This window comes from Shewanella sp. 10N.286.51.B7 (assembly GCF_002873615.1).
In the GTDB taxonomy this organism is placed as follows: Bacteria; Pseudomonadota; Gammaproteobacteria; order Enterobacterales; family Shewanellaceae; genus Shewanella; species Shewanella electrodiphila.
In genome coordinates, this window is record NZ_MCUF01000030.1 from 29,793 (window position 1) to 51,408 (window position 21,616).

The following is a 21,616-nucleotide window of genomic DNA, read 5'->3' on the forward strand; positions in this document are numbered from 1 at the left end:
AGCTTATTTTTGAACGAACTATGTAATCGAACTAGAAAGTAAATCCAGTCTGTATAGCAAAGCCCATATTGTTCTCATCGCTGTAACTTGCTGATAAGTCGAAGTGGAATAAGCTGAAGGTCGATAAGCCGATACCTGCTGTAATACTATCATCAGTGTTATTGCTTAAGTCCGTTTGATAACCCGTTCGTAATTTTACCCAACTATCTGGGAAAAATTCGATACCAATTGCAGCAATTTGTTGATTATCTTGGGTGGCATCAAACAAGGTCGACGTTCCACTGATCTCGCTGTAACCTTCAGACTCATTAAGCTGAACATCAATAGCTGCTACTAAGTAACTATTTTGATAATTTGCACTGACTGTGTAAGTCGGACTGAGTTCGTACTGTCCTTTTACCCCTTCAATTATTTCAGTGTCATAGCTATTTTTGATTAGGTTTTTACCGACAAAACCGAATCCATAACCATCCTTGTGTTGAAAGGCGATACCTACATCTAAGTTGAAGTTACTATCATCATTCTGGTAGCGATCATCATCCCAATCATCAAACTCGAAGTTTTCAATGTCGGTAATATAATTGATGGTATTCACAGTTTGGTACTTAGGTGAAGCACCATAAAAAAGGCTACCAGACTCAAACTGATGCGAGTTTGCTAAGCTAACGCCTATTTCAGATATGATGACGCCCATTGTTAGCGCTTGTGAATTGATATCCTGATTGATGATGTTACTTGGATCGAGATCTTCATCGGCAATATCAGCAAATACTAAGGCGTCAGCATAGGCTTGAGCAAATAAATTAACCGCAACAAGGTTGCTTGGAATAGCAATGGCTAACTGGGTGCCCGCTTGCACTTGAGCATAGTTGCCTTGCACCTTTTTAAGCTGAGCAATCACTACTTGGGCGTCGGCTTCAGTGGGATTCTCCAAGAACTTGAAATCATCATACACATCAGAAAAATCTTCAACATTCTCAATAAGATCGCTTGGGTCGTTAACATGTGCGCCCAGTGAAGGGATCAATAAACCGACATTGTCATTTTCTTTAAAGTTCGCCGCTAGCGCTGGGTTGTGAAAAGGGGCAGTGAGGTAATCTGCAGTGCTTACGCCTACACCACCCATGGCAAGAGCGCGGGCGTCAAAACTGTGGTTGTTTGCGTGAGCTGAAGTAGCAAAGGCGGCAACGATACAAATAGGTAAATACTTAAGCATATTATTTTTAGTTATTTTAAACATGTTCATCCTGTAACACTATGATATAAATTGTTATTTTTAATTTTTTCGCAACAGATAATAACAGTAAATGGTTTTTGTTTTTTCATGAAACGTGCAAATATCAATCATTAACACACTGTTTTTGTTAAACTTTGTATCATGTGTAGATAAGTTATTTCATTTTAGGTTTTTAGGTCTCTTTTCAATGGCGAACATAACCTGATTTATGTCACTTTTTGTAAAAATTCCATTAGAAATATTCTTTAGGTCTGATTTATTACTGTGAGTAAGCTTTTGCTGTATTTAAGCTTAAGTAAACTACCGCTTTATGAATGATTTAGTCAGATTTGATGATGGTGGCACTATGCAAGATAGAGGCGTAATTGAGTATTTTCGATGGTTATTTTATAAGGACCGCGAGTTAAGTTCATGGGCATTTAATATTGTCTTAGGCTTAGTGTTATTGTGGGGAATTAGCTGTATTTATGCTGTGATTACTTATATGCCGCAACATGACTTATTAAAAGCGGGGGTGCTTTGGGTCATGGGGGGGTATTTAAGCATTATTGTATTAGGCGTGCTATTGGGCGTTAAGTCTCAAAAACCCCTATATAGCTTTATTGGCTATACATTGATGACAACAGGGCCGACCTTGTTACTCAGTTATATTCTCCCCCAAGAAATTCTTCTACCTTTATGCGACGGTTTGATATTTATTGCATTCATGCTGGGTATTATTTTACTGTTATCAGCCAAATTACCTGCTTTGTTTCAATCCTTCATTGCCATACTCTTTGGTATTTTAGTCAGTTTAATTGTGACCGAAATAACATGGATGATGATACTTGATTCCTCTCATGGCCTTTGGCATTGGTTTGGTGCTTATCTGTTTTGTGCTTTTATTTGTTATCACTGGTCACAATACACTGAAAAGGGAAAAACACTCGATAATGCAATTGATTCAGGTAGTGCCCTTTACCTTGATAGTGTCATATTCATTGGACAAACCTTAATAAATCTGGGCTTAAAGCGCGATTAATCAGTGTCTTTTATTACAAGTTATTATCGACACTAAAAATCCATAAACTATTAAAAGTTTCACTTGAGTGTTGATATGGTCTCAGTTGCTCATAATGAATGGTTTATTTAGGGGATATGGTGTCTTTTATCATCTGCCCATTTTTATCCTTGGCGTTTTAGATGGATGATGCTGCTCTGTTTGCTTGCAGTTTATGAGTGCTTGCTGAGCAATAATATGATCTAAACAGCAATATTTGATATTTATTTGCACAATTTAGCATCAGGATAAAATTTATCTTTACTTATTTTCGCTTCAGGAATACATTCGCCGAAAATAGTCTATAGGGCTTTCTCACCTTTAGCCGACAAGAACGCTTTACCCTTCCAAAATCTTACATTAAGTAGTACGAAATTGACGATAATCAAGCATGGCAATGTTGAAAACAACATTGTTACCCCTGTAGTTGGTTTAACATTTTTCGCTGTCGCATCGGGCTTTTTAATGAGCCTTATTCCATTGTCATTAGCTCATTTTGGTATCAATCAATCTTTAACGCCTTGGCTTGCCAGTGTGTTTTATTTTGGTTTGCTGTTAGGGGCAACTTGTATTCAAGGGGTCATTAAAAAGCTAGGGCACCGACGCGCCTTTATTATTTTTTTATCTCTTGTGGGTTTGACTGTGGCGTTAATGCTACTCATTCCTCATCAGGTGACTTGGCTCGCTGCAAGGTTTATTGCAGGTATGGCTGTAGCAGGGGTATTTGTGGTGGTTGAATCGTGGTTACTCATGGCTAATTGTCCTAAGCAACGAGCAAAGCGCTTAGGTTTATATATGGCGGCGCTTTATGGCGGTAGTGCTGTAGGGCAACTGGCTATTTCTGTCTTAGGCACCGAAGGCATACAACCTTATCTGTATGTATTAGGACTACTGTTTTTAGCGACTCTGGCGCCTGTATTGATTCGTTCAGGTCAGCCGATTAGTCATGACCAACAATCGATTAACCGCAAAGAAATTCGCCATATTAGTCGTCCTGCGATTATTGGTTGTATTGTGTCGGGATTATTATTGGGGCCTATTTATGGATTGATGCCGTCTTATCTTAGCCATTCAAGTGCTTATGCTGAGCATACGGGGTTATTAATGGCGAGTATTATACTGGGCGGCATGCTAGTTCAACCTGCGGCGAGTGCCATGTCGACTCGCATGAGCAAGAGCTTACTGATGGCTATTTTTTGTCTATTGGGTTGCTTGGCTGTCATGGGCGTATTGGAGTCAACGAGTGTTGTCATGATGGCGTTAAGCTTATTAATGCTAGGGGCGAGCAGTTTTGCCCTTTACCCAATAGCCATTACGTTAGCTTGCGATAGCTTACCCGTTGAAAAAATGGTGTCTGCTACCGAGATGATGCTGTTGTGCTATAGCGTAGGTTCAGTATTAGGCCCGTTATTAGCGACCACATTTACTCAGGCAAGTAACGGTTTAATTATCTACTTAGGTGTGTGTTTAATTACCACTTGTATTTATATGCTGCTTAAGAGCGCAGAAACCATTTCATCAGGTCAAAAGCCGATTGCTGGGTAGATAGAGTTGAAAAGAAGAACTCCTAATAGGCATTAGGAGTTCGAGTATCAGTTATGCTAGCCAACTAACAAGGCTTATTGATTCAGTTCTAACTGGTAAAAAGTCGCTTGTGTATAGTCGCCACTTTCCATGCCACGCCATTGACAATCTGAGCTGTTTTTCTTGGTATTACATTGGTTGTAAGCCCCTGCTTTGTAATACATCCAGTCAGTGCCGTAGCCTTCATCCACTTCGTGGCCTTGGTATTGACCTTTAGCCAAATCAACCGCGAAGGTTTTTGTTACTTCGTTGTCGGTGCCAGGGTTTTTAGTAAATAACAGGTGCATGGTGTCGCCCGTTACATTGACCTCATAAGAGAATATTTCACCGAGTTTAATGCCATCTTGTGGATCGGCAGCATTCTCACGTAGGTTGTATTCGCCAAATACATTATGACGGATATCTTGACGCAGCTTTTTACCATTTTCATCTTTGGCATCTTGCAGCTCTGGAATCGGGTTTAACTCATAGTTCCATGCGATTGAGCCATATTCATGGTTCGGTAGTTTGCGATAAGAAATCTTTAATGGTTCATTATCAGAGCCGTGAATTTGGCCAATTACGACCGAGTATGCCCCGTTCTTTTTAGGGTTACCGCTGACACTGACATGATCAACCGACAGTGTCGCTTTTAATTGGCCGCCAATAGCGCCATATTCATTGGCGTCAGGGTGAGAGGCAACCACAAAGTTGTTTTTAGGCTCGCCATAATGCTCGGCTAACATGGCACGCAATTCACTGCGGGTATTTTTACTATTTGGTGTCGTCGGTGCTTCATTTGGCGCAACGAACACCAAGGCGCCAGTATCTTTATTCGTGTAGAACCATTCAGGGTGGGCATAAGGCGTTTCGGTATTGCCCAGTTGAGTTTTATCAATTTCTAGTGCTTTGCCTTTGCGTTTACCTGTTTTGGTTAATTCCGGTAAGGTAATTTTCCAATTGGTTAAATCAAAATTTTGCGCAGGTGCTTTAGCTGGATCAAGGTTAAATTTTTTGGCGGTATCAGTTTCAACTGATGCCACTGCAGAGCCAGCAACGATAGTTGCAATCAAAACACTAAGTTGGAGTTTTCTCATTGAGCCTTTCCTCTGGAACATGCCATTAAAGTCTACCTAAGATACTACAATAATATTGTATTACAATATTGTGATCGAGTTGGATGATTTGATCAATTGAGCAAAATATTATTGAAATACAGCCCGACTTGAATCAAATGCACTAATTTAACGACTCATTTAACCAGTCATTTAACCACTTACCCATTTACTCAGTTACTTATAGCGAGTTGAATCTATTTAAAGCCATGGCAATCGCATGGGTAGCTTGCATAGTACGGGCACTGGTTTTAGTGATGGAGATAAAACCATGCATACAGTCGTCAAAATGCTGATGATGAGTGCTAATACCTGTTTGTTTGAGACGATTTGCGTATGCAATGCCATCATCCCTTAAAGGATCGTAACCTAAGGTTAATATATAGGTATTTGGTGAGTCACTAATGTCATCTGTTAACAAAGGGCTGGCTAAAGGTAATGCGATTTCATTCAATGAGTTGAGGTAATGCCCTCTAAAATAATCCACTAAGGTTCGAGTTAGGAGCAGTTGTTTATTGAAGCCACGGTAGGACTCAGTTAAGCCTTGTAAATCAAGCATCGGATAGATTAAAAACTGGAATGTAGGTTTTGCTATAGCAATAGACGGTAACGCTGATTGCAGCTGCTTTAAGCCGATAATACAAGCAAGGTATGCACCTGCGCTATCACCACCGACTCCAATATGTTCAGCTTGAATATGCAACTCTTGATGGTGGTCGTTAATATAGTTCCATGCGTCAATGGCATCACAAATTGGGGTAGGGAATTTATACTCAGGGGCTAAGCGATAATCGACAGCAATAACATTCATGTTGCCATGTTTAGCCAAGTACCGACAAAAACGATCATGGGTATTTAAACTACCAATCACACAGCCTCCACCATGAAAGTACACCAGTGTTTTTTGCGCAGTTTTAACTAAGTCAGCATCAATCTTTTGCTCGAAAACAGGATAATATGCACGGAGTTTGATTGAGCTCTCTTTGTCAGTATGTGTGGTCACAGGGATACTTGAGTCGATAACCTTCGCCATTTCAATCTTACTTAAACCCAATAATCTGTCCATTGTGCTATAAACATGTCTAAATACTTTTGGTGGCAATTTATGTAATGGCGCTAAGGTCAGCAGTTTGGCTGCCATTCGTTGTTTAGCTTCTAACTTTGGCGCTTGTAATCTTATCGATGTGGCGCTTTGACTCATTTATTCATTCCTTTTTATAAATTACAGTTTGGACCAATTAACGACTTAACACCTTCATAAACAAGCGGTTGATAACAGGAGGTGAAACACTACTTAAGCAATGTAACATACTATAAAGCGACCCGACTGTTCTATGGGTTCTAGGTTGATTAACTTGCTTTTCAATCACAGTAATCACTTCTTCAGCGGTTAAATGCCGACCTAGTTTTGTCATCACTTTAGCGGTTTTTTGTTGTGTATTAAGCATTTTAGTAGCGATAAATGGCGGCAGCACCTCTCATAGCCGAACTCCATATTGAGCAAGTTCTAACTCAAGTGCTTCAGTGAGCCCTTTTACTGCAAATTTACTGGCGGAGTAGCTTGCTAACTCAGGCACACCATAATCACTGCTTGCAGATGACATATTGATAATGGTGCTAGTGTGGTTTTGTTTTAAATAAGGCAGCACAGGCAAGTATTGAAATCCATACCGCTTGAAGAGGTAGCCTTGCAGTTAGGCTTTTACGATGGCGCTAATTTCAGTCATAGCTTTAAACGATGTAAAAATATCACCCCGAGCCAATATCGAAAGCAGGTAAAAAAACAATACTAAAACGGCCAATCATAGATTGGCCGTTTTAAAGGTCTTGCACACTACTTACTCAGAAGATCGAGAAGTTTATTAAGGCTGCATTTGCGCTTTAGCCGCTTCAACTTTTGAAAAATCTAAGCCTAACTCGAGTACAGCTTCTTTAATCAACGCTGGGTTTTGCATTACCATCGCCATTAGCTGTTGTAGCTTTTCAGCAGGAATGCCAAGTTGACCGATGATATTCATCGCCATCATTGGGTTTTGAGTTAATGCTTGAAACACTTCACTGATTTTTTCATCACTGACACTGTGTTCTTTTAACAGGGCAATAATTGGATTCATTGCTAGACCTTGTGGTTAATTGAGACGGATAATCAGCCTATTTTACCATTTATATCTTAGTTTTGCAGAGTGAAAAATTCGGCTGTGATCCCAGAGTCGATTTAAGGGGGAAGTTGAAAATGTTAAATCATGCAGTCTGTAGCTAAAACAATAATAAGGCTATGTATTTGTAGCTATGTGGCAAAGGTGTAGCTATGTGGCAAAGGTGAAAAATCTAAACGGTGTTATTTACTTCAACAATCCATACTCACCAACCCATACTCACTAATTAATACTCACTAATTAATACTCACTAATTAATATTCAGCAATCCATAATCAATAATTAAAAAGCCAGTAGCGCGGGCTACTGGCTTTTTATATTGGCGTCTTTTGTTATCACTAATAAACCAACTAGAGTGCTAGGATTTATTTATTAATATAATCGGTAGCAATTTCACCATTTGGCGTGTGTGCATCGCCCATATAAAGAATATCAGGACGAGACTTTTCACCATCTGTTAGGGCTAGGCCATCTTGAATGATATTCGCATTACAATAATCCACCCCATAAAAACCTTCATAGGCAGATTGGTCGCCAATTTCTGTGGCTGACAGTTGTGATAACGCTAAGATAGGCGCTGCAGGGAAAGTTAAATACCAACGTGAACCTGATAAATTACGCTCGATGTCAGCACGAGAAATTTCAGTAATGGTTTTACCTGTTTGCTCGGCTAAATATTCGCGGTTTGACTCACTCATAAAGTAAGTGGCAACGTTACCGACCTCAGCAACGGGCTCATCATAAACCGTTTGACGTAAAATAATATCGCCACTCACTGATAGATTATTGATACGACCACGGGTTAAATCACGACAACTGCTTTTACATGCAAACGATCCTTTACCCACTAAAAGGGCAGAGCCACTATCAATAGCTTCAATGTTCTCTACAGTTATGTCCTTCATGATTTTACTGTGTGGCTTTAACCAAACGCCAGTAAAGCCGTTAGTCACTTTCACATTAGAGATTTTGATTTTATTCGCTGAGCTAAAGTAAGGGCCTGAACGGTTAAAGTTGTCTTTATTGGTTCCATTACCTGCTTCCACTCGCACACCAATACCATTGAATGCTTCAATGTTATCAATTTCAATCCAATCTCCACCGTAAACTTGCACTACGCCATAGCCCGTATGGGCATTAATTGATTTAATGTTTTTCACTGAGCCTTTAATCGGTGTGCGGGCATAAGTTGGGTTGCGTTGAATCGCGAACATGTCCGGCACTATATTGCCTTCATCATCAATAAAATCACCATTCTCATTGGTTGGAACTGGTACATTGACTGGATTCATCGGTCTATTTAAGCTTGGTGATCCTTCTGGGTTTTTCACATATCTGTCTTGTAGATAAAGCGGCGCTGAACCAAAGCGATAAGTGTATGATCCATCTTTATAATCGGCATCAGCAAACATTTGTACCGATACTGATTCAGTATGGTTATCTTCAATGGTGACATTGGATACCGAGAAGTTTTCAACATAAAAAAGCCCAAATGGAATAGCGCGGGTGAGGTTAACTAAGCCGCCACCATTGCCACCCTGCATTTCGCCATAGTTGTATGGCATGTTGGTTTTAGCATCAACGGTGAAATTTCTACTCGGATCGGTTGAAGTGATCTGCACATTCACTGTGCGTTCAGCGGATAACTTACTTGGGCCAATGCTGCGACCAAACGAAAATAAGAACTGTCGATTGGGTCTATTACTTGGATTACCCGTTGGATAGGTGTCTTCTTTAATTCCGCGCATTTCGAGGACAACATCAGGTTCGACCTCAATACGGACATTTGATGGCACCACAATATGCGCCAAACTATAGCGATTATTGCTGCCATTTTCAGATGCACGTAAAACTACCACACCGCCATTTTCTTCTTTAGCGGCAAAACGAAGCGCTTTCTTTAAGCGAGTCGTGTCATTGACGGTTTCATCAAAACTATCAGAGGCAAATAGAACTTCAGGTTCATCATCAAAGACTTTGTTTTCAAAAAAGCCAATTTCTTCCCCCTCATAACCGCTTAAGTCTGTGTCTGTTGGTAAGTCTTCTTCGGCGACAACAGGTATACCTTGGCAAAAGTGTCGCTCAAATTTGCAATGACGATGACCATGATGTTTGCGGTGTTTATTGCATTTTTTCCCCGCTGATTTATGGCCGCGCCATTTATTACTGTAATCTGCACGGCGGCTTTCACTTTCCCCTCGTTGTTGGCGTTCATCAAATTGCCACCCATGGCTGTGATGTTCTGACTGCCCGTGTTGCTGTCCTTGTGAATCGGCATATACGCTTAGTGGCGTGATGGCCAAAAAGCAGGCAATCGCCAGTTTTTTATGACGCATATTTACGATGTAGTTATTTATATTTCTCATTTTTATCCCCATAGTTTCAATCAAAAAAACGGAAGTTCTCCCCTTTGTTCCGCTCAAAGAACAATCAACTTGTTTGTTTGAGTGTACATAAAGTTAACAGAAAAACAACAAACATATGATGAATGTATTTTTGAAATGTTTAAGCTTGTTAATTTGATTAAAAGAAAAAGTGTAAAAAATTGCCAATGAATCTGATGAATTGCTTGGAAGTTAGAAAATCATGGGCTGAAACATAATGAATCAACCTAGAGAGTAAAACTCTGAAGTTGACGATGATCTAGTAAGCTTAGTATTTTGTTTTTTAACACCTTATCCTCATTAGTTATTTTACTAGCATCTCGAATGAGCTTTGGTATATTACAACGCAGACAGATGTAAGCGAATGGATTCAACATGACATCAAATAGACAGCAACTGATTGGGTTGCTTGAACAAAATGCGATTGATGAGAGCAAAATAAACGATGCCCTTATCATCAGTAAGGTTCAACCAAGTAAACACCATTGGGTTCACTTTTTTAATCAACTATTAGCCTGGTTAGGTGGTCTTGCGATCACTTTTTCTGTGCTGTTTTTTATTGCTTTTAACTGGCATGAGATGGGTAAGTTTGCCAAGTTTGCGCTGGTGGAAATACTGATTGTATTCGCCGTTGTTGCTTATTATCAGTTAAACAAGCTCGCTCAGAAAACATCGAAATCACTAGATGATTCAAATCCTCATCCCCTAAAGTCCATCATTCCAACAGTATCTGAGTCGGTTGTTAAAGTGCCGTTATTTATGGCCGCCGTTTTCTTTGGGGTGTTATTAGCCTTATTTGGACAAACCTATCAAACAGGCGCCGACCCTTGGCAGTTATTTTTTAATTGGGCTTTATTAATCCTTCCTTGGGTTGTCATTGGCCGCCTTGGCGCACTTTGGATGTTGTGGGTTGTCTTAATCAATGTCTCTATCTTGCAGTATTACCTAAATTTTGGTGGCAGGCTAGGCTGGTTTATCAACCAAGAACTGAATGCTTTATGGGTGATATTGTTATTCAATATCGTGGCGTTAGCTTGCTGGGAAGGTTTCAGTCGTCATTACCATTGGCTAAAGGCGCGTTGGGCACCAAGGCTGCTGGCTGTCGTCAGTGGCGCTTGCATTACATGGCTAATGGTAGGCAGTATTTGGAGCTTTACTCATGATTCATATCTTCATTCTGCTTTTAAAGAACTAGGATTTTTACCCATCACCATTTGGCCGCTTTGGTTGCTGGCAATGTATGTTTGTTATCGCCATTATCAAAAAGACTTATTTATGCTGGCTGGAACATTATTGTCAGCCAACATTGTCATTATCAATTATGTTTCGGCATATTGGCTTGAAACATTGGAAGAAATTGGCCTGTTATTGATATCAAATATGATGATCGCCATGGCAGCAGGTTCGGCTATTTGGCTGCGTAAAATCAATAAGGAGTGGCAGTCATGAATGAGTCATTAACCCCTGAGGAATTCGGCTCAGAGTCACTGACCCAAGAAAAAGCTCATAACCAAACCTCGTTATGGCAAAGCTTATTGCACCACGGCGTGGTATCAGGTGAGCAACCCGCTAAAGCAGAAATCCAATCGCCGTGGTTTGTAAAACTGTTATTGGCTATTTCTGGTTGGTTTGCCGCGCTGTTCTTTCTTGGTTTTTTAGCTCTAGGGATGGAGTTTATTTTTGATAATGACCAAGGTGCTTTTATTGTCGGGGCAATTCTGACCCTAGGTGCTTATGCATTATTTACACTCAATAAAAATGAATTTATCGAACATCTGTCATTAGCGGTTAGTTTTAGTGGGCAGATATTAATTGTCTATGGCTTTATTCAGCACTTTGATGATGACACCTGCTGGTTGCTGGCGACAATATTGCAATTTAGTCTGATGGCTATTATGCCCAATGACATTCATCGCTTTTGTTCAGCCTTCTTTGCTGCCTGTTGTTTTATCGTCACCTTAGCCATTTTTCAGCTGCCGTTTATTGCCACTAGCATCATATTACTGCTTGCCTGCTGGCTTTTCCTGCATGAGTTTGAGCGTAAAGGGAAAACTAACAACCCGCTGATAAATAGTCTTTTTTCAGTGGTTTTATTGCATAAGCGGCCAATCGCTTATGGTTTGCTATTAGCGCCTTTAGTGCAAACATGTTTTATGTCATTTCAATATGCTTGGTATGGCTTAATTGAAAGTGAGTTGTTATCAACTGAGTCACTTACTGCGCCCTGGATGGGCGATGTTTTATTGGCTTTTGTGTCGCTATATGTGGTGTGGCAAATAGTAAATCGATACCCAGATTTATCGGTTAAAGTGCGTTATAGCGTACTCGTAATCAGCCTGTTGATTTCAGTGCTGTCGTTTGAAGCTCATGGAATTAATATTGGCTTTTTAATTATGGTGTTGGGTTTTTCAGCCAGCAATAGATTACTGTTAGGCTTAGGGATTATAGCTTTAGTGACCTTCATATCAGCATATTACTACTTCTTAGATTTCAGCCTATTAGATAAATCTTACACGCTGATGTTAATGGGTGTTTTTTTACTGGCTGTGCGCTGGGCCATGCTCAAATTTGTGACCAAACAAAGGGAGCCAGCCAATGCCTAAACTCTCTAAAACCGCAATCATGACAAACCTCAATACCATTATCTTAGTCGGCACCTTGGTGTTGATTTTAGCTTTAGTTAATTGGCAGATATTTCAAAAAGAGCAGCATATACGCCATGGGGAGTTAATTTATCTTAAACTGGCACCGGTAGATCCTCGCTCGTTAATGCAGGGGGATTATATGGCGCTGCGATTTCAAATGAGTAACGATATTCGTAGTGCGCTCAAGTTGCGTCAAGAAGAGCTGCGTAAAGAGGAGCTTGCTCAAGAAGAACGGGTTCAAGAAGAACAGATTCAAACAGAGCAGAACCTTGCTGAAGCGGAATCAACTGCTAATTCAAATGATAATTCAAGTGCTAACCGAAGCACTAGCTCTGCAACCAATGAACAAGCTGAAACTGACCGACAATGGCGAAAATTGGCTAATAGTGACGGCTACGTGGTGGTGAGTTTCGATTTACGCAATATCGCGACTTATAAAGCCTTATATGATGGGCAGGAGCTAGCAGCAGATGAAATGCGCTTACAGTATCGAGTCAGAGATGGCAGGATCAAATTTGCCACCAATGCATTTTTCTTTCAAGAAGGTCACGCCAGTGTCTATGAAGCTGCAAAGTACGGTGAGTTCAGAGTCAATCAACAGGGTGAAGTGCTATTAACCAATATGTTTGATGCTGAACTTAATAAGCTTGAATATCAAGCTGCTGGTGATACTACAAATGTTGAAGGGATTTCAAAGTAATGAAAATATACAAAACTGCTGATAGATGCGTGCTCCATAAAAAATCACTGGATGACAATAAAATCTACGTTAATAGTAGCGAGGGGAACAGTTTATTTTTTGATAATGGAAAATTAAGCTTTGAAAATTATGAAGTGAACAGAACATTAGGGCGTTTTTTTTGTATAGGCGGTAAAACTTATCGGCGGATAGAAATAAGTTCAGGTGATGAGATAACCTATTTATTAATAAATGGTCAAGGAGAGGAGTTAATACTGCCTCAACGTTTTATAAAAAAAATGTCCCTTTCTTTTAATTATGGCTATCCGAAACGTCAGGATGTATATGTTTTTAGAGATTTTAATTCAGATTGGAAGTTGAATACAATAGTGTTTAATTGCTTAGACAATAATGTGATATCAGAAAGTTTAGATAAATATTATTCTAAACTAATGGATGGCTTTATTTATGGCTACGATGATAAAAAACATTGCTATATCAAGCGTGATATAAAACTTAATAAAGTTTGGGAGCAAGAAGTCATTACTTCTGCAACTTCGGCTATTTCGAATATTAAATCTCATAATACCGTGGTTAGTTTTATTGGCCCTGAAATATCACAATTTTATATGGAAAATACCATAAGTAAATATAAACAAAGCGGTGGAACACTCACAGGGTTCAACGATGATAACGGCGATATAATATGGCAACTTCCCATACCAGAAGCGATAGATGATATAGGCCTGTATCACGGTAAAATTTATGTCGCCATCTATGACAAAATACTCATTGTCGATCCCCAAAGCGGTGATGTAGTAGCAAGTATTGCCACCAAGACCTCACTACCAGGCTACAGAGTGAGTGCTGCACATATATTTGTTGATGACAGCTACATCTATTTTACCCATGCAGAAGACGAGCTGTTATTGATATATGACCTCAACAGCTATGCGCTGCTTTATACCGTCCCAATGCCAACAGGTTACCGTATTAAGGGACATCAATTTACTGATCCCAATACAGGAAAACACTATTTTACCTTGGATAATCGCACTCAAGATGTTGCAGATTTTCCAAGTCTTGAAGTTGACCCTTTAAATTTAAGTACCCAAATTGAATTTGAAAAAGAGCCCGAAAAAACAATTGAATTAGTTGCGACTGCAAGTGACGAATTAGAGCATGAAATCGTTATTAATATGCATTCTTCAAGTTTAGATGACGCACTACGTTTTGGTGAAATCTATACTCGTGATTCAGCAAGTCATCACGGGTTCAATCATGGCGGCAGAACATATGGAACTCGCCAACCGACTCCTACATTCAATGGTGTTATTCGATTTATTCTCAGTGGTTGTAATGAAGATCAAGGCCTTGTTTTAGAAAGATTAGCAATGATGGAAAAGCGCTTTACCCATTGGAATGAACACGAGATTTTAGGCAAAGGGATGTATGCCTGCACAGATAAATTTAAACCCGTGCAATTGATTACTAAATTTAACGCTTAAGCGAAGTGGCTGAGGCGGTGAGTTCAGAGTCAATCAACAGGGTGAAGTGCTATTAACCAATATGTTTGATGCTGAACTGAATAAGCTTGAACCTCAAATAGCAGCAGAAGAGTAGCACTGGTGCTTTAGCCATTTACAACAAGTCTCACTTGAAACAGGCTAAAACCTTAACCAATATAGTCATGATAAGATTAATGACGGGGCATTATATTGATTATTAATGAGAAACTAACTGGAAAGGAAGAAATCAAGCGTGCATCTGTGTAAATACCTAAGTAGTATGTCCACGGGTTAGCGCTAATGCTAGCTAAGTTACTGATAAAGCATAGATGAGTTTGTAAGGCTTGGTTAATATAAGCACTTTTGGACTTTTTGTTTGTAGCTTAACTCACCTATAAAAATAAAACTTAATTCATTAATAAGGGAAATATAAATGAATCTTGTTCGTAAAGTGTCGGCTGTTGCCGTTGCTGCAATACTTTCTGCTTGTTCTTCTACCCCTGTAGATAATTCACCAAAAAATCTTACCACCGTTGTAACTGCCAAAACGACGTTAAATGGATTATATATGCCTGATAATAAGGGTACACAAACCATTTATACTCGTGAGAACATGCGTGCGATTGATCAAACTGCTGAATTTGATAGCTTTTACATGCGATGGGCAAATTTCGATTACACCACAGTTTTTAGAATTGAAGACAATTTATTGTGGCAAATCGATAACGATAAAGAAAAATATCGTGAATGTCCGTTAAGCGGATGTACAACCGGCTTTGATGAGTTTATGGCAAAAGCACAAGAGTCTTCTGATGATGAAGAAGAGTATGAAACTTATGCAGATAAAAGCTGTAATGTCGAATTAGTTAAAAATGATTTTACGATTGCTGCTACGAATCAACAGCGTCGTATCAGTGGCTTACTTTCTGAAGAATTTAAAGCAACTTGGACCACTGAGTTCAAAGATGAAAATGGTAAAGTGGACCTTAATTTAATTCAATTTGTATTTTGGACTACGACTCCAAATGAAGAAATGACTGCTGCTTGGAAAGTGCATAAGAAATCGACTGAAAACTATTTAAGTAAGGTCGGTGATAAAAATGCTTTAGTACGCTTGTTAGGTGAAGACGGTTTTAAAGCTATTCAAGGCTTTAGTGGCGATGTTGAGAGCAGTGATAGTCAGCAGAAAAATATGATTAGCCAAAAATTATCAGTTATTAAAGGTTATCCATTATCGATAAAAATGGAATGGTTTCAAAAAAATGAAGCTTGCCCTTCAGCTAAGAAAAAGCGTTCAGATAACAACCTTGATTTCTCTGAAGGGCTAGGTAATGCAGCGACTAGTTTCTTTGGTAATATTATCAAAGATGAAGCTGATAAGGCCGTTGATAAGGTGGTTGCAGAATGGCAAAAAGATGCCCGAGTTCGTTACTTATATGAAATTACTTCAGTATCTGAAGAATTAGTACATGATAGCCAGTTCCAAATACCGCATGGTTTTACAATTGAAGATAGACAGTAAACAGCCATTTGTGAGCCTATAGTCTAAGGCCTGAATTTGGTAAATACAGGAAATGGATAAATAGGAATAAAGCACTCTTTAGCTGCAAGATATGCCTTACTATCACACTGTTTAAGTGAGATAAGTAAGGCATTTTTGTTTGTGATAAAAATACCTTCAAAATTCCAATCTATATTCCTCTGGGCTACGTATGGTTAATTATTGATTTAGCGAATGAAATAATTAAAGGATTGTAAAATGCGAGCCATATTAATGTTAGTGGTGGTATTGCTGCTGAGTGCATGCAGTACCACTTATCCAAATCAGCAGGTGACGGGGCAGGTGTTTCCGTCGGTGTCAGGTGAGAGTTTAGCGCAAACTGCGATGAACTTTCCTGAGGATGTGAGTGGCCAAGTGACTCTATTGTTAATTGGCTACAAGCAAGACTCACAGTTTGATATTGACCGTTGGCTGATTGGTTTGGACATGACTCAAACCCAAGTTGCGGTGTATGAGTTGCCGACGATTCAAGGCATGTTTCCAAGAATGTTCAGTACCTTAATCGATAATGGTATGCGCGCGGGTATTCCAAAACCATTGTGGAAAGGCGTGGTAACCATTTATGAAGATGGCGAACAAGTGCAAGCCTTTACCGGTAATGAAAACCCGAATAATACTCGGGTGGTATTGTTAAATGCAGAAGGAAAAATCATCTACTTTTATGACCAAGGTTTTTCAGTTGCTGCATTAAATGAATTGAGGGCAAAACTGTAATTACTTCAAGGCTTGTCTTTATTGCTATTTAATTATCCCTTTACTGCCTTTAGCTAGCATTCATTAAGCTTTATTTAATTGTTAACCATGACAATGGATTTATGTTGATGTAACAAGGGTGATGGTTGTTCCGTTCTCTCGGTGTTAATTCGATTAACATTCATCGCTAGCTTAACTTACTGCCGCAATTTACTAATGATGGCAGCGGAATAAAAATAACAATAACTAGATCAAGGAGACCTCTCGTGAAGAAAGTCGGGATAGTGCTTATGTGCTTGTTGATGCCAGCAGCGTCAATGGCTGCAGAGCAAATCAAATCAACACAATCAGTTCAAAAAGCAGCGCAAAACACCACATTATCAGTGGATGTGTTGTGGAAACTAAGCCGAATCGGCAATCCAATTATTTCACCAAACGGTGAGTTTATTATTGCGCCAGTAACCCAATACGATGTGCCTGAAGATAAAGGTGCCACTCAACTATGGTTGTTTGATAAAGACGGTAAAGGCCAACGCCCTATAACAGCTAAAGGGCTGAGAGCGAGCGAACCGACGTTTTCACCTGACGGTAAGACATTAGCCTTTGTTAGCAAGCGTGATAAAGACGAAGCTGGCCAAGTGTATTTATTACCAATGGACAAAGCAGGTGAGGCGCAGCGCGTAACTGAAGTGTCTGGTGGTGTAAAAGGCATTAAGTGGGTTGGCGACAATATTTACTTTATTAGTAATGTGTTCCCAAATAAAAACTGGGACGAAATGTCGGTTCAATTAAAAGCCAACAAAGATACTAAAGTCTCTGCACACCAATGGAATGCATTACCATTCTCAAGCTTTGATCATTGGATTGACGAAGACCGTGAAGCACACGTATTTAGTATTCCTGCTAAAGGCGGTGACATTGCGGCTATTACTCAGCCATTAAACAAGCAGTTACCACGTTCATCGCAAAGTAGTGGCAACTACGATATTTCGCCAGACGGTAAGTTAATTGCGTTTAATAGTAATGGCTGGGATAACCAAGTTGACCCTAAAATTGATATTTTTATGGCAACAATTGGCAGTGGTAAAGTGGAAAACTTAACGGCTAAAAATGAAGCGCCAGATACCAATCCAACCTTTAGCCCTGATGGTAAAACTTTAGCGTTTACGCGTCAGCTTATTCATGGTTTTTACGCTGACACAGCGAACCTAGTACTGCTAGATGTGAAAAAACGTTCTGAAAAAGTGATCACAACTGACTGGGATCGCTCAGTGGCTCGCTTTAGCTGGACTGTAAATAACAAAGGTTTTTACGCCGCTATTGATGATGCTGCAACCCGCCGTATTTTCCATATCAGTGCTAAAAATGGCAAAGTAAAACCGATCACTAAGCAAACCAACTTTGGCGCACCAGCGATTGCTAATGACGGTACTATCGTTGCGGCAAATGATAGCTTTTTGTACCCTGCACGTTTAGTGAAAATTAATCCTAAGAATGGCAAAACCACTCGTTTAGATAGCTTTAACGATGATGTTTTAGCAGACGTCGACATGGGCACTTATGAGTCAGTAACTTATAAAGGTTACAACGATGAAGATGTGCAAATGTGGGTACATTACCCGCCAGGATTTGATAAAAGCAAAAAATATCCGTTAATGATGCTTATTCACGGTGGCCCACACAGTGCGATTTCTGACGGTTTCCATTACCGCTGGAATGCGCAAACATTTGCCTCTTGGGGCTATGTAACGGCTTGGCCTAACTTCCATGGTTCAAACAGTTTTGGTCAAGATTATACTGACAGCATTAACCCAGATTGGAAAAACAAATCATTAGAGGATGTGTTTAAAGCAACCGATTGGTTTAAAGCTAAAGATTGGATTGATAACGAGCGTTTAGTGGCTGGCGGTGCAAGCTACGGTGGCTACTTATCGTCGATTATTCTCGGTCAAAAAGATCAGCCGTTTAATGCGCTGTTTATCCATGCTGCTGTGTATAACATGTATTCGCAAATGGCCGCTGATTTCTCGGTCCACAGCACTCGCTTTGGCGATTACTGGGATAACCCAGAGATCTACAAATCGATCTCTCCACATTACGGCGCTGAAAACTTTGACACTCCAACCCTAGTGGTACACGGTCAATTAGATTACCGCGTGCCAGTGGGTCAAGGGTTTGAGCTGTTCCGCACCTTGCAAACTAAAGGGATCGAATCGCGGATGATTTACTTCCCTGATGAAAACCATTGGATCATGAAGCCAAACAATTCAATTTATTGGTACAACGAAGTTGAAAAGTGGATGAACCAACATGCTGAGCCAGGGGCGAAGTAAACTCGCTTAGTTTTTGGTTAAAATACTCATTAACTTGATGGTGAGAAGTAATGCCGAGCAATCTGATTGCTCGGCATTTTTGTTGTTAACGGTTAATCATTCATTGCTGCCTAAATATTGCCGAATAGGCTCTAATCGCATGATGACATGGTTAGAAACTGTGTTTTAGTGATCCCATAAAAAACGCGATCGTCGAACTTGTTGCCCAGTTTAAAATAATCTTGCTGGGTTCCTTCTAATACAAAGCCACATTTCTCCATGGTCTTGTATGATCCTATATTACTGCGATAACAATCTGCGGTGATTTTATGCGCGCCAAGTTCAGTGAAAGCAAGGTGAGTCAGCAGCTGGCAAGCAGCGCTCGCAATACCTTGTCCCCAGGCGTATTCAGGCAATTGATAACCGACTTCATAATTACCTTCTAAAAACATCACAGCAGGTAAACCAGCCATGCCCATAAAGCGACCATTGTGATCTCTGATGATGATGGTTGGATTATCTGGCCATTTTTCGGCATCAATTGCTGATTGGGTATTGTCGATAATCGGGGTAAAGAAATCTTGATAAACTTCAACTGGCGCAGGGGCAAAAAATAGATATTGAGTCACATTGGGGTTATCGAACATCTGAATAATATCAATCAAATCAGCTTGCTTGATCAAGGAAATGGTAAGTGTGGTCGTCAAAGGAATTGATTGACCAGATTTTAAGGCATTAAAATTAAAAGGCATTGCTTGTGACCTGTCATGTGAGTTCAGGTAAATCATAGCCAATAGTGCTTGCTCAGGATTGAACATTTACGACAATGTGATGGTTTCATATGAGTAAGATCAAATAATGCCTGCAGTTGCAGGCATTATGTTGATGGCATAACCATCGGTGTGAACTCAAAATCAGTGTTTGCTATCGATGTTAACTATCGACTTTAACTACTGATGTTTTCATCGATGACTACTTAAGCGATTAAAGGTATTTATCTACCATTTTCTGAACATTATTCGGCAAAATTGGTTTGGTTAAGTAATCGTCAGCACCGAGCTTTAACGCGAAATCTTGATCCGACTCCTCAATCAAAGAACTGACCACAACAATCGGCACTTGCTGGTTCAGGCTATGCTTCTTGACGTATTTTATCACTTGGTAACCGTTTACATCCGGCATGGTGATATCAAGGAAGATTAAATCAGGTTCTACAGAAGACAATAGTTCAATTGCACCGTCGCCAGAATTAGCGGTCATAACCAAGTAGTCATCACCAAGAATAGCGAGCAGCATACTGGTGCAAACTGGGTCATCATCAATCACTAATATTTTGGACTTGTCCATTGTTACCTCACTTAAGGTGTGGATATTACTACTATTATACTAACGATAACCTTAATGGCTTATAGCGTATTAATCAAGTTGAGTCCTTGGGAGGTGACTCGGTTGTCGTCGTGCTAATTATTAATAACTACAAACAATTTCGACTATTGTGTTGTGGTTTAGTTCACCACTTCTAGATTTTATATTGACGATACTTTTCAATCACTCCGTTTCTATCCAAGCCCGTTTAATGTTTTTACATAGCCTGCCATTGTGGTTCGTGTGTTAAAGCGCGAGAAGAATGAAATGATACGCTTATATTCTAGCTCAGCTTTACGTGAAGGGCGTCACGATAAGTGATAAAGTGCTGCGATAATAGTGTGAGATAACAACAAAAATAATCCTCTTTTAAAGGACATTCGCATCATGACATTTCGTTTTCAGACTTTCGCCGCCAGAGCGTTTTTATCACTGGCTATGGGGTTATCACTTCCAAGCCTAACCGATGGTTTTTATGCGAATGAAACTTTGCAGCGACAGGCACCTGATGCATTTGCATTGCAGCCTGAAGCTCACGACTTCTTAGTGTCAGCTTATGCATTAACAATAAAAGATGGCGATCGTTTATTAGGCTTAATCGCAGAAGATAAAGCGCTGACTAACGCAATTCAGCAATGGCCTGAGATGACTATTGAGCAACAAATACCATGGCTTAAAAAAGTGTTTGCGTTAGAAGTGCGAAGCTTTGGTACTAAGGCGCCGCAACTGATTATTGATAATCATAGCTATGCCAACAAAATGGTGTATTTTGACTTTGATATTGAAGCGGGTGGCAATGGAATTGTGTACTTAAATCCAGATAAATTAGCCGAAGAAGAGGCTTATGCTTCGCTGGCTTTTTTGATTCATGAGACTCGGCACTCTTACCAATTCCAGCAAGCATTAAATGCTAATGCCAATGCTAATGCTAATGACAGTGACAGTGACAGTGACAGTGACAGTGACAGTGAAATTGTAGCGATATCCGCTGGGTATTTAGCCGCTTTTAAGGCGCAAAAACAACTCAAGGGGTTTGGATTTAGTGACTTCCTTACGTTGTTGAATGAGTTTGAGGCTTTCCAATATGGTAATTATGTTATTGGGCAACTCACTGATTGGCAGATTGATATGATTAATATGGGCACGTTTGCGAGTCAGTTTGATAATCAAGGGCAATTAAAAATCGACTTAAATACCTTGTTAGCTAACGTTGATGAATTAAGTTTATTAGCCCAATACAATGAGTTGGCGAAAGAACAATTTGAGTTAAGGCAGCGCCAGCAGTAAACCTATTATTAGCAGCCTGTTATTAAAAGCCTGTTATAAAAGTCTACTTATACTGAAGGATAGCTGGGTGAG

General features: G+C 39.8%; 20 protein-coding genes. 11 read left to right on the forward strand and 9 right to left on the reverse strand.

The window, feature by feature from the left end; translation table 11 throughout:
* Nucleotides 1–31 precede the first annotated feature (31 nt).
* Complete coding sequence (locus BCU84_RS08930) at nt 32–1,240, reverse strand: conjugal transfer protein TraF (RefSeq protein ID WP_157936209.1); 1,209 nt, start codon at nt 1,238–1,240, stop codon at nt 32–34.
* A 307-nt stretch (nt 1,241–1,547) separates the two neighbouring features.
* On the opposite strand from BCU84_RS08930, the gene BCU84_RS08935 reads away from it, so the two are divergent.
* Together BCU84_RS08935 and BCU84_RS08940 are read left to right on the forward strand one after the other, a co-directional pair.
* Nucleotides 1,548–2,258 (forward strand): hypothetical protein, encoded by a 711-nt coding sequence (locus tag BCU84_RS08935; RefSeq protein WP_102527742.1) that lies wholly within the window; start codon nt 1,548–1,550, stop codon nt 2,256–2,258.
* Between the two features lie 402 nt (nt 2,259–2,660).
* On the forward strand, nt 2,661–3,821 hold the full coding sequence (locus BCU84_RS08940; protein ID WP_102527782.1) for an MFS transporter: 1,161 nt from the start codon (nt 2,661–2,663) through the stop codon (nt 3,819–3,821).
* Nucleotides 3,822–3,895: 74 nt separating this feature from the next.
* Here the strand turns inward: BCU84_RS08940 and BCU84_RS08945 are convergent, their stop codons facing one another.
* The 4 genes from BCU84_RS08945 to BCU84_RS20985 all read right to left on the reverse strand — a co-directional run bounded on the left by BCU84_RS08945 (nt 3,896) and on the right by BCU84_RS20985 (nt 6,603).
* Nucleotides 3,896–4,936 carry a polysaccharide lyase family 7 protein gene (locus BCU84_RS08945; RefSeq protein WP_102527743.1) on the reverse strand — a complete coding sequence of 347 codons (1,041 nt, stop codon included), beginning with the start codon at nt 4,934–4,936 and terminating at the stop codon, nt 3,896–3,898.
* 199 nt (nt 4,937–5,135) lie between these two features.
* Nucleotides 5,136–6,155, reverse strand: a complete 1,020-nt coding sequence (locus BCU84_RS08950) for an alpha/beta hydrolase (protein ID WP_102527744.1) — start codon at nt 6,153–6,155, stop codon at nt 5,136–5,138.
* 37 nt (nt 6,156–6,192) lie between these two features.
* Complete coding sequence (locus BCU84_RS20980; RefSeq protein ID WP_241906398.1) at nt 6,193–6,402, reverse strand: hypothetical protein; 210 nt, start codon at nt 6,400–6,402, stop codon at nt 6,193–6,195.
* 30 nt (nt 6,403–6,432) lie between these two features.
* Complete coding sequence (locus BCU84_RS20985; RefSeq protein WP_241906403.1) at nt 6,433–6,603, reverse strand: SDR family NAD(P)-dependent oxidoreductase; 171 nt, start codon at nt 6,601–6,603, stop codon at nt 6,433–6,435.
* Between the two features lie 9 nt (nt 6,604–6,612).
* Between BCU84_RS20985 and BCU84_RS08960 the strand changes: the two genes are divergently transcribed.
* On the forward strand, nt 6,613–6,747 hold the full coding sequence (locus BCU84_RS08960; RefSeq protein ID WP_267869180.1) for a helix-turn-helix domain-containing protein: 135 nt from the start codon (nt 6,613–6,615) through the stop codon (nt 6,745–6,747).
* 69 nt (nt 6,748–6,816) lie between these two features.
* Here BCU84_RS08960 and BCU84_RS08965 read toward each other — a convergent pair whose 3' ends face one another.
* Nucleotides 6,817–7,068: a DUF2999 family protein gene (locus tag BCU84_RS08965; protein ID WP_102527746.1), complete on the reverse strand. Its 252-nt coding sequence runs from the start codon at nt 7,066–7,068 to the stop codon at nt 6,817–6,819.
* A 407-nt stretch (nt 7,069–7,475) separates the two neighbouring features.
* Entirely contained in the window at nt 7,476–9,476 is a 2,001-nt protein-coding gene (locus BCU84_RS08970) for a hypothetical protein (protein ID WP_133146630.1), read from the reverse strand.
* Nucleotides 9,477–9,869: 393 nt separating this feature from the next.
* On the opposite strand from BCU84_RS08970, the gene BCU84_RS08975 reads away from it, so the two are divergent.
* From BCU84_RS08975 to BCU84_RS09005, 7 genes are all read left to right on the forward strand, one after another.
* The gene (locus BCU84_RS08975) at nt 9,870–10,943 is read left to right on the forward strand and encodes a DUF2157 domain-containing protein (protein ID WP_102527748.1); all 1,074 of its coding nucleotides are present in this window, start codon (nt 9,870–9,872) and stop codon (nt 10,941–10,943) included.
* Nucleotides 10,940–12,097: a DUF4401 domain-containing protein gene (locus BCU84_RS08980; protein ID WP_102527749.1), complete on the forward strand. Its 1,158-nt coding sequence runs from the start codon at nt 10,940–10,942 to the stop codon at nt 12,095–12,097. The genes BCU84_RS08975 and BCU84_RS08980 overlap by 4 nt, the downstream gene beginning before the upstream one ends.
* Nucleotides 12,090–12,839 (forward strand): GDYXXLXY domain-containing protein, encoded by a 750-nt coding sequence (locus BCU84_RS08985; RefSeq protein ID WP_133146631.1) that lies wholly within the window; start codon nt 12,090–12,092, stop codon nt 12,837–12,839. Before BCU84_RS08980 ends, BCU84_RS08985 begins: the two co-directional genes overlap by 8 nt.
* Nucleotides 12,839–14,326 carry a PQQ-binding-like beta-propeller repeat protein gene (locus BCU84_RS08990; RefSeq protein ID WP_102527750.1) on the forward strand — a complete coding sequence of 496 codons (1,488 nt, stop codon included), beginning with the start codon at nt 12,839–12,841 and terminating at the stop codon, nt 14,324–14,326. Before BCU84_RS08985 ends, BCU84_RS08990 begins: the two co-directional genes overlap by 1 nt.
* A gap of 433 nt (nt 14,327–14,759) precedes the next feature.
* Nucleotides 14,760–15,848, forward strand: coding sequence for a hypothetical protein (locus BCU84_RS08995; RefSeq protein ID WP_102527751.1), 1,089 nt, complete (start codon nt 14,760–14,762; stop codon nt 15,846–15,848).
* A gap of 237 nt (nt 15,849–16,085) precedes the next feature.
* The gene (locus BCU84_RS09000) at nt 16,086–16,601 is read left to right on the forward strand and encodes a hypothetical protein (protein WP_102527752.1); all 516 of its coding nucleotides are present in this window, start codon (nt 16,086–16,088) and stop codon (nt 16,599–16,601) included.
* Between the two features lie 245 nt (nt 16,602–16,846).
* Nucleotides 16,847–18,913: a S9 family peptidase gene (locus tag BCU84_RS09005; protein WP_102527753.1), complete on the forward strand. Its 2,067-nt coding sequence runs from the start codon at nt 16,847–16,849 to the stop codon at nt 18,911–18,913.
* Nucleotides 18,914–19,044: 131 nt separating this feature from the next.
* On the opposite strand, the gene BCU84_RS09010 is transcribed toward BCU84_RS09005, so the two are convergent.
* Together BCU84_RS09010 and BCU84_RS09015 are read right to left on the reverse strand one after the other, a co-directional pair.
* Nucleotides 19,045–19,644 carry a GNAT family protein gene (locus tag BCU84_RS09010; RefSeq protein ID WP_102527784.1) on the reverse strand — a complete coding sequence of 200 codons (600 nt, stop codon included), beginning with the start codon at nt 19,642–19,644 and terminating at the stop codon, nt 19,045–19,047.
* A 232-nt stretch (nt 19,645–19,876) separates the two neighbouring features.
* On the reverse strand, nt 19,877–20,239 hold the full coding sequence (locus tag BCU84_RS09015) for a response regulator (protein WP_102527754.1): 363 nt from the start codon (nt 20,237–20,239) through the stop codon (nt 19,877–19,879).
* Between the two features lie 405 nt (nt 20,240–20,644).
* Between BCU84_RS09015 and BCU84_RS20705 the strand changes: the two genes are divergently transcribed.
* The gene (locus tag BCU84_RS20705; protein WP_157936210.1) at nt 20,645–21,544 is read left to right on the forward strand and encodes a hypothetical protein; all 900 of its coding nucleotides are present in this window, start codon (nt 20,645–20,647) and stop codon (nt 21,542–21,544) included.
* Nucleotides 21,545–21,616 lie beyond the last annotated feature (72 nt).